Here is a 12,750-nt window from a genome sequence, read left to right on the forward strand (position 1 = left end):
TGACGTGGGTCCTAGACAAGCCACACCTCAACCGGAGGCTCTCCCCACGTCAACCAGAACCTTCCGCTACCAACGTCCTGGCCAAATACACCTAGATGTTCTCGCCGGCGGGCTGCAGGCAGACCGTGCGCTCGGGCGGGCCGGCGTAGACGAGGGCGGTGTCGGCGGCGCCGCAGGAGTCCTCGTCACTGCTGCCCTGGTGGACGACCGCGCGGGCCTCGGCGTCGGGGTCGCTGCAGGTGACCTTGCTGATCTCGGCCTCGTCGTCGACGTCGCGCAGGCAGTCGCCGGACGAGACGTTGAGTGCCAGGCACAGCGTCTCGCGCGGCGCGCTGGTGCGGCTCGAGCTGCTGGAGCTGCTGGTGCCGCGGAAGAGCTGGAAGCGCACGTAGTCGCTGCCGTGGCAGCTCGAGGTGCCGTTTTCGACGTCGTCGACGCGGTAGGTGGCGCGCTGCTCGGAGCAGCTCACGCCGTGGTAACTCTGCGTGCCGACGCTCTCGTCGGAGAGATACAGGCAGCTGCCGGCCACCGGCGTGCCCGACGAGCGGGCGATCGCGGCCACGCCGAACGCGGCGAGCACGCCCACGCCGAGCGCCACCACGATTCCTGCTGCGACCAGCACCTTCGCGGTGCTCGAGAGCGCTCGGGGCGCGCCAGGCCGAGGCGGCATCGCGCCCGGCGGCTGGAACGGGTTGGCGGCCGACGGCACGCCGAACGGTGGTGTGGTCAAAGGTCCCCTCCAGCTTTTCCTGCCGATCATCTTGGCACCCTGACGGCCGCGACGGGAGGGGACGGCTCGGGGGAACGTATAAAGGACGGGTGACTGATGGCCCCCTGATCGTCCAGTCCGACAAGACCGTGCTGCTCGAGGTCGACAACCCTCAGGCCAACGACGCGCGGATCGCCATCGCGCCGTTCGCCGAGCTGGAACGCGCGCCCGAGCACGTGCACACGTACCGCATCACGCCACTGGCGTTGTGGAACGCGCGCGCCGCCGGCCACGACGCGGAGCAGGTGGTGGACGCGCTCACCACCTACTCGCGCTTCCCCGTGCCGCAGCCGCTGCTGATCGACGTGGTCGACGTGATGGGCCGCTTCGGGCGGCTGCAGATCACCAACGACCCGGCCCACGGCCTGGTGATGTCGACCACCGACCGCGCGGTGCTGGAAGAGGTGTCGCGGCACAAGAAGATCAACCCGATGCTCGGCGCGCGCATCGACGAGGACACGGTGCTCGTGCACCCGTCCGAACGCGGGCGGCTCAAGCAGGCGCTGCTGAAGGTCGGCTGGCCCGCGGAGGATCTCGCGGGTTACGTGGACGGCGAAGCGCACCCCATTGATCTCGATGAGCAGGACTGGCACCTGCGCGACTACCAGCGCCAGGCGGCGGAGGCCTTCTGGGCCGGCGGCTCGGGCGTGGTGGTTCTGCCTTGTGGCGCGGGCAAAACGCTGGTGGGCGCGGCGGCCATGGCGCACGCCAAGGCGACCACGCTGATCCTGGTGACCAATACCGTCGCGGGGCGGCAGTGGAAGCGCGAACTGGTGGCGCGCACGTCGCTGACCGAGGACGAGATCGGCGAGTACTCCGGTGAGAAGAAGGAGATCCGCCCGGTCACGATCGCGACGTACCAGGTCGTGACACGCAAGACCAAGGGCGAGTACCGGCACCTGGAGCTGTTCGACTCGCGGGACTGGGGCCTCGTTGTGTACGACGAGGTCCACCTGTTGCCGGCGCCCGTGTTCCGCATGACGGCGGATCTGCAGTCACGGCGTCGCCTGGGTTTGACGGCGACCCTGGTGCGCGAGGACGGCCGTGAGGGTGATGTCTTTTCGCTGATCGGACCCAAGCGCTACGACGTTCCGTGGCGGGACATCGAGGCGCAGGGGTGGATCGCGCCCGCGGAGTGCACCGAGGTCCGCGTGACCCTGACCGACGCCGAGCGGCTCGCGTACGCGACTTCGGAGCCGGACGAGCGGTACAAGCTCGCAGCGACGGCGATGACGAAAATGCCCGTGATCAAGTCCATTGTGGAGCGTCACGCCGGCGAGCCCACCCTGGTGATCGGGGCGTACCTGGACCAGCTGGAGATGCTGGGCGCGGAGCTGGACGCGCCCGTGATCCAGGGGTCGACGCGCAACAAGGAGCGGGAGGAGCTGTTCGACCGCTTCCGCCGCGGTGAGCTGCGGACCCTCGTGGTGTCGAAGGTGGCGAACTTCTCCATCGACCTGCCGGAAGCGTCGGTGGCCATCCAGATCTCGGGCACCTTCGGCTCCCGGCAGGAAGAGGCGCAGCGGCTCGGCCGGCTGCTGCGCCCCAAGGGCGACGGACGGCAGGCGCACTTCTATTCGATCGTTTCCCGGGACACAGTGGACACCGAGTACGCGGCGCACCGGCAACGGTTCTTGGCGGAGCAGGGGTACGCGTACCACATCGTGGATGCGGAGGACCTGCGCCGGCCGCTGTAGTCACCGGTTCGGCGTGAGCAGGACGATCGGGATGACGCGCTCGGTCTTCTGCGCGTATTCGTTGTACAGCGGGAAGATCTCGGCCATCTTCGGCCAGAGCGCCTCGCGCTCTTGGTTGCCGGCGATCCGGGCGCGCGCGTCGAACCTCCGCGCGCCGACCTGCACACCGATGCTCGGCTCGGCCTCGAGGTTCTTGAACCAGGCCGGGTGGTCGTCGTCCCCGCCTTTGGAGGCGACCACGACGAAGTCCTCGCCCTGCGTGCCGTAGATCAGGCAGGTGCGGCGGGGCTCGCCGGTCTTGCGGCCGGTGGTGGCGAGGATGAGGGTGTAGACGCCGTTCTGCTCGTGCCCCTCCTGGCCGCCCGAGCTCACGTACTTGCGCGTCTGCTCGGCCACCCAGTCCCACTTCGAGTCGGTAGCGCGGTCGATGTCCTCGGCGACGGCCATGGTGGTGGTCCTTTCCGGTGCTCTGCGGTGACGGCCCCGGCGGCCGCTCGTGCCCGGGAGACGGAGCCGGTGGCGGGTTCTCGACATCGGCTGGACGGGAAATTACCGGTTCTTCGCTCGTGGTGATCGGGTATCGCGCTGACCTGTGGGTTGGGTTCGCGCTTGCGGTCCGGTTGGTCTGGGCGGATGGCGTGGGTGCTGGCGCGGCTCGGCTTGGGCTTGGGCTTGGGCTTGGAAGCCGAGCCCGGACCGCGGTGGCAATCGAAGATCGGAGCGCCCCTCACCGGACTGGTGCCACTCCGCGACTTGCCTGCGGTCGCCCCCACGCACCATGGCCGGCCCGGCCCTGCCCACCGCCGCGCATCTCATCCGCCATGTCCCGCACCGCTCGCCATCGCGCACCCCGCCCGCGATGAACGCGCTACCACCCCGTCGCCCCTGCGGTGCCTCACAGCGCCCAGTCGCCCGTGCGCAGCGAACTTTCGCATCACCCATCTGCCGCAGTGACCTCATCCGTCACAGCAGCCCCGCGTAATCCGCCCTGACCTGCAACTTTCCATATTCACTCGAACGGATGAGCGAAACTCTCCCTGGAAATTGTCGGTCCCTCGAACTACTGTTCGACAAGCAGGACCGAACACCAGTTCGAGGGGAAGCTCATGACGATCGCACCGTTCCGCCCCGGCCTCGGGGCACCGCCGGTCCAGACCTTGCCGCCCGGGCGGTGGCACGGGCGCATCTGGGTGTCCGAGGAGCCGCTCGCGCGGCCGCACCGGTACCTGGAGTGCGTCGCGGAGTTCGAGCGCTCCGGGCTCTGGCCCGTGCTCATCCCGCACGACCAGCGGTTCGCCGCGCGCGGAGAAGACTGGCTCGACGACCGCGGCCGCCTCACTCCGGCGGGCCACCGGGTCGACTCCGTGGACCCCGCCGACGCCCTCGCGCGCTGGTGGGACACCTCGTGCTGCGACGGCGCGTGCCTGCGCCCCTTCGGCACCCGCTTCCCCGGCCTCGCGCGCCGCTCGCACCGCCGCGCCGACCCCCTCGCCGAGGCGGGCAACACCGGCTCCATCCTGGCCAACCGCAGCGCCCACCGCCTCGGCCTGGTCCAGACCGACCGCCCGGCCGACATCCCCGCCCTCCTCGGCTGGACGGGCATGATCAAGTCCACCGACCAGGTCGCGGAGCTCTCGGCCGTCCTGCGCAGCTGGGAAGACCGCTTCGGCGCCACCCTGCTCTCCCTGGGCTTCGACTCCCTCACGCTGTCCGTCTCCGCCCCGCCGCGCACGCAGGCCCGCGCCCTCACCGTCGCGGCCGAGCACCGAGCCTTCAGCCTCCCCACGTACCTCTCCCAGCCCGGCACCCTCCGCGAGTACGCCAGCGGCCTCGTGCAGACCCGCCTATGGACCTTCTCGTGGGCCTGACGCCACCCCACCCGCGCCGGCCGGCCTCCCGGCCCCCGAGCCCAGCCGGCGCACCCACCTTCAGCCGGCGAGCCGCCCAGAGCAGCTCGCCGCCCCCATCACGAGCCGCGCCAGCCGGCCTCCCGATCCCCGAGTTCAGCGGGCGCACCCAGCTCCAGCCGACGAGCCGCCCGGGCACGCCCATCACCAGCCCACACCGGCGGGCCTCCCGATCCCCGAGCCCGGTCGACGCACCCACCTCCAGCCGACGAGCCGCCCGGGCAGGCCCATCGCCAGCGGTGCCCGGCGTGGCCGTCCGCCGGGCGCGCGCGGGCCCGGCCAATGCCGCGGCCCTGGGCGACCGGCGTCCGAAGGTCCTCGCGGCCGGGTTCCGCACCCGGCCGGGCAACGCCGGCCATAGCGCCACACCGTGATCCCCCGCAGCAGCCCACCTCACCGCGAGCTGCCTGCACGGCGGCGGGGCGAGGCAGTCCACCGCACTCTCCACCACACTGAGCAAGACAGGACGTGAGACAGATGTCCTCTCGGTTGGGTCGGTTGTCCCGAAGTCCGGTGCGGGTGTCCGGGCGGCGGTTGCGCGGGCGGGTTTACCGGAATCTGCCGAGGGGAATCACGCCGCGGAGAAAGGCGGTGAGGGAGATCGCCGGGATTTGGATCGGGACGTCGGGGTGGCGGTACCCGCCGTGGCGCCGCGAGTTCTACCCCGAGGGGCTGCCGCAGCGCCGCGAGCTGGAGTACCTGTCGCGGCGGCTGAACTCCGTGGAGCTCAACGGGTCGTTCTACTCACTGCAGACCCCCGACCGCTACACCGCCTGGGCCGACCAGACCCCGGCCGATTTCGTGTTCGCCGTGAAGGGCGGGCGCTTCATCACGCACCTCAAGCGGCTGCGTGACGTCGAACCTGCCGTCGCCAACTTCTTCGCGTCCGGCGTGCTCGCGCTCGGCGAAAAACTGGGCCCGGTCCTGTGGCAACTGCCCGCACGGCTCGAGTTCGACCCCGACCGCGTCGAGACCTTCCTCGGTCTGCTGCCCCGCACCACCTCCGAAGCCGCCGCGCTCGGCGCGAAGCACGACGACAAGCTCAAGACCCCACCCCACCTCGAACCCGGCAAGAACCGGCCCATCCGGCACGCGCTCGAAGTCCGCCACCCCAGCTTCGTCACCCCGGAAGCCCTCGGCCTGCTCCGAGAAAACGACGTCGCCCTCGTCGTCGCCGACACCGCCGGCCGCTGGCCGTACCGCGAGGACCAGACCACGAACTTCACCTACATCCGCCTCCACGGCGACGTCGAGCTCTACACCAGCGGCTACACCGAATCCGCCCTGCGCACCTGGGCCACCAAGATCACCGCCTGGCACGCCGACGGCCACCGCGACGTCCACGTCTACTTCGACAACGACGTCAAAGTCGAAGCCCCCCGCAACGCCATCACCCTCTCGAACCTCCTGCACCTCAAGCCGCCACCGGCACAGTGAGCGCACAGTGAGCGCCATCCGGTTTGCTGAGGCGTACGGGTGCAGGTGGTCTGCCTGCTGTCTCTGGGGGTCGGCACGCAGACCACCGCACCACGTGCCCCTGGCAACTTGCCACGCCCCACGGCAATCCCCACCCTGCTCCGGCAACTCGCGACCCGAACCGGCAACTCCCGGCAAGCCCTGGCAAGCGTCAATGCGCCCGGCAACATGCCCGGCACCGCGGCAACTCCCACAGCCTGACAAACCAGCGGCAGCCGCCAGCCCACTGGCAATTTGCCAAACCCCACAGCAACATTCCCCGCTGACCGGCACATCGCCTCCACCACCAGCAACTCGCCACCCCGAACGGCACGCTCGCCGCGATACATCCCGGCCAACTTCGCATGAACGCCGGGCGGAGGCATCGGAGCGGGTGGCATCTCGCACCGAACGGCAAGCCAGCCACAGCCGGCAACTCAGCCCGAAACCATCGCAGCCAGCTTCGCCCGGACGTCCGCCGCGTCGGGGTGGGCAAGGTCGGTGAGGAGGTGGACCGAGCGGAGCCAGCAGTCGCGGGCGGCGGCGGGGTGGCCGAGGCGCAGGTGGGCCGTGCCGAGTTGGGCGAGGACGTCGGCGGCTTCGTAGTGCTCGTCCATCGCGAAGAACATGTCCACGGCGTCCGACATGCACTCGATGCCCTCAGCCGACCGGCCCACGCCGAGGAGGGCTTTGGCGCGGGTGGTCAGGGAGAAGCGGCCGTCACGAGGAGCAGGCGCCAAGGCCAATGCCTCGTCTGCCAAAGCCAAGGCACGCGGGAAATCCCCGAACCGGCAGCACAAATCCCCCAGTGCGCGCAGCACGTTGGCCTCGAAGCCGGTCATCCGCAGGTCCCGCACGATCTCCAGCGCCCGCGTGCCGTGGGCGAGCGCCGCGGGGAAGTCGGACGACGAATCGGCCGCCATGGCCAGGTTGTACAGCGCCCGCGCCTCGCCCTCGCGCGAGCCGAGCTCGCGTTGCAGCACCAGCGCCTGCTCGAGGTACCGCCGCGCCGACGCGTAATCGCGCACGACCCCGTCGATCACGCCGAGACAGTTGAGGATCCCGGCCTCGCCACCCCGATCGCCGGACAGCCTCGTGCCCCGCAGGGCCAGCTCGTTGAGCGCCCGCCAGTCGTCGACGCCGGCGCGGCCGGCGAAGTACGTGAACATCAGCCACGTGAGCTTCCAGCAATGCGCGTACTCCCGCAGCCGGAACGCCAGGTGCACAGCCGCGACGAGGTTCCCGTACTCCGCGGCGAACCACGCCAGCCCCGCGTGGTAGTCGGCGAACGCGAGGCCACCGTCCACACGCAACTCCAGCGACCCGTAGATCCGCTCAGGCCGCATCGCCCGCGAAGCGTTCAACGCCGAAGAAAGGTAGAAATCCAACAGTCGCAACCGTGCCGCCGACGTCTCCTCGGCACTGTCCACATGGTACGCGAGCTCTGCCGCGTACGCCCGAATCAGATCGTGGAACTGGTAGCGGCCCGGCTGCGGCTGAGTGAGCAGGTGCGCGGACACCAGGGCGTCCAAAGCGGACCCCGGCGGCGACCCCAGCAGCACCTCGGCGACGGCAGGCGTCACATCCGGCCCCGACGGCAGGCCCAGTAACCGCAACAACCGCGCGGCAGCCGGTGGCAACGCTCGGTACGAGTACGAGAACACCGATCGGATGTTCGTCTCCTCGCCATCACCGAGGTCGAACAACCCGAGCCGATCAGGTTCGGCGTCCAACACATCTACAAAGGATCCCAGCGGGTAGTCCGGGAACTGCGCCGCCCGCACGGCCAGGATCCGGATCGCCAGCGGCAGCCCGCCGCAGTACTCCACAAAGCGTGACGTGGCAACAGGATCCGCGTTGACGCGGTCGAAGCCGATCGCCGAGGCCAGCAGCTCGACGGCGCCCGCCTCGTCCAGCTCCTCGAGCGCGATCCGGCGCGCGCCGTGCGTCGCGACGAGGCCGCGCAGCTGCCAGCGGCTCGTCACCACGACCAGGCAGCCCGGCCCCGGCAGCAGCGGCCGCACCTGCTCGGTGCTGTTGGCGTTGTCCAGTACCACGAGCAGCCGCCGCCCCGCCGTATGCGTGCGCCACGTCGCGGCGCGACCGTCCACATCGGCCGGAATCTGGTCACCAGGGACACCCAGCGCCGACAGTAAAGTTTCCAGCGCCGCCATCAGCTCCACCGGATCGCCAGGACCGTACCCGCGCAGGTTCAGGAACACCTGTCCGCCCGGGAACCCATCCGCGATCTCGTGTGCGAAGTGGACGGACAGCGTGGTTTTCCCCATGCCACCCATGCCTTCAATGGAGGCGATAGGGGTCGACGTGCTGTCCTCCGCCGGAAGCAAAGCACGCAGCGCCTTCAAATCCGCCTCACGGCCGGCAAAAGCACCGAGGTCGGCAGGCAACTGGTGCGGCACCTGCGGCTCGACCGCCGGCTGATAAGGCGCCCCACCCAGCACGAGCCGGTGCACGCGTTGCAGGCCTGCCCCGGGATCGAGGCCAAGCTCCTCGGCGAGCACCGCGCTGATCCGCCGGTACACCTCGAGCGCCTCGGCCTGCCGTCCGGAATGGAACAACGCGAGTACGAGCTGCTCGTGCAGCCGTTCCCGTAACGGGTGTTCCCGGGTCAGCCGCGTCAGCTCCGGGACGACGGTGCCGTACTCGCCGACGGCGATCAGCGCGTCGGCCCACAGCTCGCGCACGCGGGTGCGTTCCTCGGCGAGCTGGCCGGCCTCGTCGCGGTGCAGGGCGTCGGACTCGACGTTCTGCAGCGCCGGCCCGCGCCACTCCGCGAGTGCGTCGGCGAACAACCCCGCAGCACGACGGTGTTCGCCTTGTTCGAAAGCTGTCCTCCCCCGGGCTGTGAGTGTGCGAAAACGACCAAGATCCGTTGCCAACGGATCAAGATCCAGTAGATAACCACCACGCTCTGTGCGAATCGCAACACCTGGGCCCAGCGCGCGTCGCAGCCTCAGCACGTACGTCTGGAGGGCGCCCTTCGAACGGCGCTGGTCGTCGTCCCACAGCCAGCGGCCGAGCTCGTCCACGGACACCACGCGGTTGGCGCGCAGCAGCAGCCCGGCGAGCACGATCAGCGGGCGGCTCCCGCCCAGCGGCACGGCGCGGCCCCCGGCCACGACCTCGGCCGGGCCGAGCACCCGGAAGTCGAGGCCGTCCACAGGTCTCATTCTGGCCGGTCGCCGCCCGATCGGCACGTGACTTCGCCAGTGGCATGATCTGCGGTGATGAAGGTCTACGCGCTGCCCCTGCACAACCGGTTCCGGGACATCACCGTCCGTGAAGGCGTCCTGCTCGAAGGACCCGCCGGGTGGGGTGAATTCTGCCCGTTCGCGGACTATTCGGACGCCGAGAGCGTGCCGTGGCTGGCGAGCGCCCTGGAGGCGAGCGAGCAGGGCTGGCCCGCCGCGGTGCGCGAACGTGTCGAGGTCAACACGACCGTCCCCGTCGTGCCGCCGGACCGCGCCCACGCGCTGGTCCGCGCCTCCGGCTGCCGCACGGCGAAGGTGAAGGTCGCCGACAAGCGCTCCACACTCGCCGACGACTGCGCCCGCCTCGAAGCCGTCCGCGACGCCCTCGGCCCGGCCGGCGCCATCCGCGTCGACGCCAACACAGCCTGGGACGTCGACACCGCCATCACCGCGCTCGCCGCCCTCGACAAGGCCGCCGGTGGCCTCGAGTACGCCGAACAGCCGTGCCGCACCATCGACGAGCTGGCCGCCGTCCGGCGCCGCGTGTCCGTGCGCATCGCCGCCGACGAGTCGATCCGCCGCGCCGAGGACCCGCTGAAGGTCGCCGTCGCCGGGGCCGCCGACATCGCCGTGCTGAAGGTCGCCCCCCTCGGCGGCGTGCGGCGCGCGCTGGAGGTGGCCGAGGCGTGCGGGCTGCCGTGCGTCGTGTCGTCCGCTGTCGAGACCAGCGTGGGCCTCGCCGCCGGCCTGGCCCTCGCGGGCGCCCTCCCGCAGCTCGACTTCGCCTGCGGCCTGGGCACGATGTCCCTGCTGAACGGCGACGTCAGCACGACGTCGCTGTCCCCCGTGGACGGTTACCTCCCGGTCCTGCCGCAGGCGCCGGTGCCGGATCGCTTCGATGAGTTCGCCGCCGCGCCCGACGTCACCGAGGCCTGGCTGGCCCGGTTGGACCGGGTGCGCGCGCTGCGCTGACCTTCAGCGCCACCGGCCCAGGTGAGCGCGGACGAGCCAAGCATCAGCCCGCTCCTGGTCCGGCTCCTCCGGCAGCGGAGACCCCGCCAGCCACCAACGACTCCAGCTCACGCTCCAACTCCTCGGCGGCCACCAACGCCTCGGCTCGCGAGTGGCGGCCACGGCGGAGGTCGCGGAGGTCGCGGAGGTCGCAGGCGAAACGCACACCGGCGCGGCAGGAGACGATGCAGTGAGCGTTGGCACCCGAATTTCCCCGACCCCGCCTCAGGGTCGGAGTCCAGGGTCGGTCTCCGGGCCGTTCCCCGATGTGCCGAGGGGCCACGCGGCGGAGTATTCATGGCATGACGAACAGCGTGTACACCCCGGAAACCAAGAAGCTCTTCCGCAGCCGCACCGACCGGATGTTGACCGGGGTCTGCGGGGGCTGGGCGGACTACCTCGGCGTCGACCCGACGATGGTCCGCATCGCGGTCGTGGCCGCGACGGTGCTGTCGGCCGGGATCATGTTGCCGGTTTACGTCGCCGCTGCCGTGTTGACGCCCGAAGCGACCCAAGCCGCCTGACCCGTCGCGGCTGGGGAGGGCCGCGGTACTGGGGGGAAGGGGTGGCACAACCAAGGGGGAGCGAACGGCCCGGGCGCGGGGAGCGCCCGGGCCGTTCGCTGTGTCCACATCGGACGAAACCAAAAAAAATCCGGCGCCGGCGGCCACGAGCCGACGCCCACGCGAGCACGCCGGCCGACTTCCACACCGATGCCGCAGGACCGACCGGCCCGATCGAAGCCGCACCCCGAAGCCCGACCGCAGGCACAAACCCGTGGCCAACAAAGGGAAAAGCCCGGACCACCGAAGTGGACCGGGCTTTTCCGGATCTAGCGTCAAACAGCAGCCGAACTCAGAAGTCCATGCCACCCATGCCGCCGGACGGGTCGGCCGGAGCGGCGGAAGCCTTCTCCGGCTTGTCCGCGACGACAGCCTCGGTGGTCAGGAACAGCGCCGCGATGGAGGCGGCGTTCTGGAGCGCGGAGCGGGTGACCTTCGTGGGGTCCGGCACGCCGGCGGCGAGCAGGTCCTCGTAGACACCGGTGGCGGCGTTGAGGCCGTGGCCCTGCGGGAGGGACTTGACCTTCTCCGCCACGACGCCGCCCTCGAGGCCGGCGTTGATGGCGATCTGCTTGAGCGGCGCCTCGACGGCGACCTTGACGATGTTGGCACCAGTGGCCTCGTCGCCCTCGAGCTTCAGGCCCGCGAAGGCAGCCTCGGCGGCCTGGATCAGAGCCACGCCACCACCGGCGACGATGCCCTCTTCCACGGCGGCCTTGGCGTTGCGCACCGCGTCCTCGATGCGGTGCTTGCGCTCCTTGAGCTCGACCTCCGTCGCGGCACCGGCCTTGATGACGGCGACGCCGCCGGCCAGCTTCGCGAGGCGCTCCTGCAGCTTCTCACGGTCGTAGTCGGAGTCCGAGTTCTCGATCTCCGCACGGATCTGGTTGACGCGACCCTGGATCTGGTCGGCGTCGCCCGCACCCTCGACGATCGTGGTCTCGTCGCGCGTGATCACGGCCTTGCGGGCGCGGCCCAGCAGCGACAGGTCCGCGTTCTCCAGCTTGAGGCCGACGTCCTCCGAGATCACCTGGCCACCGGACAGGATCGCGATGTCCTGCAGGATGGCCTTGCGGCGGTCACCGAAGCCCGGGGCCTTGACGGCGACGGACTTGAAGGTGCCGCGGATCTTGTTGACGACCAGGGTGGCAAGGGCTTCGCCCTCGACGTCCTCGGCGATGATCAGCAGCGGCTTGCCGGACTGGATGACCTTCTCCAGCAGCGGCAGAACGTCCTTGACGTTCGAGATCTTGGAACCGAAGAGGAGGATGTAGGGGTCCTCCAGCTCGGCTTCCTGGCGCTCCGGGTCGGTCACGAAGTAGCCCGACACGTAGCCCTTGTCGAAGCGCATGCCCTCGGTGAGCTCGAGCTCGAGGCCGAAGGTGTTGCTCTCCTCGACGGTGACGACGCCTTCCTTGCCGACCTTGTCCAGCGCCTCGGCGATCAGCTCGCCGATGGTGCGGTCAGCGGCAGAAATCGAGGCCGTAGCAGCGATCTGCTCCTTGGTCTCGATCTGGACGGCCATCTTGTGCAGCTGCTCGGTGATGGCCTCGACGGCCGCCTCGATGCCGCGCTTCAGGCTGATCGGGTCGGCACCCGCGGCAACGTTGCGCAGGCCCTCGCGCACGAGCGCCTGGGCGAGCACGGTGGCGGTGGTGGTGCCGTCACCCGCGACGTCGTCGGTCTTCTTGGCAACTTCCTTGACGAGCTCGGCCCCGATCTTCTCCCACGGGTCCTCGAGCTCGATCTCCTTGGCGATGGAGACACCGTCGTTGGTGATCGTCGGCGCGCCCCACTTCTTTTCGAGCACGACGTTGCGGCCACGCGGGCCGAGCGTCACCTTGACGGCTTCGGCGAGGATGTTGAGGCCGCGCTCAAGACCGCGGCGGGCGTCCTCGTCGAACGCGATCAGTTTGGCCATTGCGGTGTGGTCCTCCGGTATTGGGCGCCACCGCCGCGCTGCGTCGTCTCGAGCGTCTCAGCTCAAGACCCCGTCAGCGGCGGCAGCAGGACACGTCCTCGGCCAGGCTCGGTGCCCGCGACGGACGACTGACCTGGGCCAGCCTCACCGTCCCGACCTTCAAGCGCGCAGTCGGTGACCGCACGCTTGGCACTCAACGGCGTCGAGTGCCAATG

10 protein-coding genes are annotated in these 12,750 nt (G+C 70.2%); 6 read left to right on the top strand and 4 right to left on the bottom strand.

Annotated features, from left to right (window positions below; genetic code table 11):
• Nucleotides 1–91 precede the first annotated feature (91 nt).
• The gene (locus AB0H62_RS50225; RefSeq protein ID WP_220244650.1) at nucleotides 92–730 is read right to left on the bottom strand and encodes a hypothetical protein; all 639 of its coding nucleotides are present in this window, start codon (nucleotides 728–730) and stop codon (nucleotides 92–94) included.
• An 89-nt stretch (nucleotides 731–819) separates the two neighbouring features.
• On the opposite strand from AB0H62_RS50225, the gene AB0H62_RS50230 reads away from it, so the two are divergent.
• Entirely contained in the window at nucleotides 820–2,466 is a 1,647-nt protein-coding gene (locus AB0H62_RS50230) for a DNA repair helicase XPB (RefSeq protein WP_360592916.1), read from the top strand.
• Here AB0H62_RS50230 and AB0H62_RS50235 read toward each other — a convergent pair whose 3' ends face one another.
• Nucleotides 2,467–2,913, bottom strand: coding sequence for a nitroreductase family deazaflavin-dependent oxidoreductase (locus tag AB0H62_RS50235; RefSeq protein ID WP_360592917.1), 447 nt, complete (start codon nucleotides 2,911–2,913; stop codon nucleotides 2,467–2,469).
• A 659-nt stretch (nucleotides 2,914–3,572) separates the two neighbouring features.
• Between AB0H62_RS50235 and AB0H62_RS50240 the strand changes: the two genes are divergently transcribed.
• The 3 genes from AB0H62_RS50240 (at nucleotide 3,573) to AB0H62_RS50250 (ending at nucleotide 5,810) form a co-directional block, all read left to right on the top strand.
• The gene (locus AB0H62_RS50240; protein WP_220244653.1) at nucleotides 3,573–4,334 is read left to right on the top strand and encodes a DUF4253 domain-containing protein; all 762 of its coding nucleotides are present in this window, start codon (nucleotides 3,573–3,575) and stop codon (nucleotides 4,332–4,334) included.
• A gap of 287 nt (nucleotides 4,335–4,621) precedes the next feature.
• Nucleotides 4,622–4,747: a hypothetical protein gene (locus tag AB0H62_RS50245; protein ID WP_360592918.1), complete on the top strand. Its 126-nt coding sequence runs from the start codon at nucleotides 4,622–4,624 to the stop codon at nucleotides 4,745–4,747.
• A gap of 217 nt (nucleotides 4,748–4,964) precedes the next feature.
• A complete protein-coding gene (locus AB0H62_RS50250) occupies nucleotides 4,965–5,810 on the top strand; it encodes a DUF72 domain-containing protein (protein WP_360592919.1) in 846 nt (281 codons plus the stop codon).
• Between the two features lie 455 nt (nucleotides 5,811–6,265).
• Here AB0H62_RS50250 and AB0H62_RS50255 read toward each other — a convergent pair whose 3' ends face one another.
• Nucleotides 6,266–9,019: a BTAD domain-containing putative transcriptional regulator gene (locus AB0H62_RS50255; RefSeq protein WP_360592920.1), complete on the bottom strand. Its 2,754-nt coding sequence runs from the start codon at nucleotides 9,017–9,019 to the stop codon at nucleotides 6,266–6,268.
• A gap of 57 nt (nucleotides 9,020–9,076) precedes the next feature.
• On the opposite strand from AB0H62_RS50255, the gene AB0H62_RS50260 reads away from it, so the two are divergent.
• Both AB0H62_RS50260 and AB0H62_RS50265 read left to right on the top strand, forming a co-directional pair.
• Nucleotides 9,077–10,012, top strand: coding sequence for an o-succinylbenzoate synthase (locus tag AB0H62_RS50260; RefSeq protein ID WP_360592921.1), 936 nt, complete (start codon nucleotides 9,077–9,079; stop codon nucleotides 10,010–10,012).
• Between the two features lie 341 nt (nucleotides 10,013–10,353).
• A complete protein-coding gene (locus tag AB0H62_RS50265; RefSeq protein ID WP_220244657.1) occupies nucleotides 10,354–10,575 on the top strand; it encodes a PspC domain-containing protein in 222 nt (73 codons plus the stop codon).
• Nucleotides 10,576–10,906: 331 nt separating this feature from the next.
• Here AB0H62_RS50265 and groL read toward each other — a convergent pair whose 3' ends face one another.
• Entirely contained in the window at nucleotides 10,907–12,535 is a 1,629-nt protein-coding gene (groL, locus tag AB0H62_RS50270) for a chaperonin GroEL (RefSeq protein ID WP_220244658.1), read from the bottom strand.
• Nucleotides 12,536–12,750 lie beyond the last annotated feature (215 nt).

The sequence above is a fragment of the Amycolatopsis sp. NPDC050768 genome, assembly GCF_040654155.1.
Lineage (GTDB): Bacteria > Actinomycetota > Actinomycetes > Mycobacteriales > Pseudonocardiaceae > Amycolatopsis.

Excerpts from the sequence above, each read along its gene's own strand:
- AB0H62_RS50235 (WP_360592917.1), bottom strand. The coding sequence starts at position 2,913 with ATGGCCGTCGCCGAGGACATCGACCGCGCTACCGACTCGAAGTGGGAC.
- AB0H62_RS50240 (WP_220244653.1), top strand. The coding sequence starts at position 3,573 with ATGACGATCGCACCGTTCCGCCCCGGCCTCGGGGCACCGCCGGTCCAG.
- AB0H62_RS50255 (WP_360592920.1), bottom strand. The coding sequence starts at position 9,019 with ATGAGACCTGTGGACGGCCTCGACTTCCGGGTGCTCGGCCCGGCCGAG.
- AB0H62_RS50260 (WP_360592921.1), top strand. The coding sequence starts at position 9,077 with ATGAAGGTCTACGCGCTGCCCCTGCACAACCGGTTCCGGGACATCACC.
- AB0H62_RS50265 (WP_220244657.1), top strand. The coding sequence starts at position 10,354 with ATGACGAACAGCGTGTACACCCCGGAAACCAAGAAGCTCTTCCGCAGC.
- groL (WP_220244658.1), bottom strand. The coding sequence starts at position 12,535 with ATGGCCAAACTGATCGCGTTCGACGAGGACGCCCGCCGCGGTCTTGAG.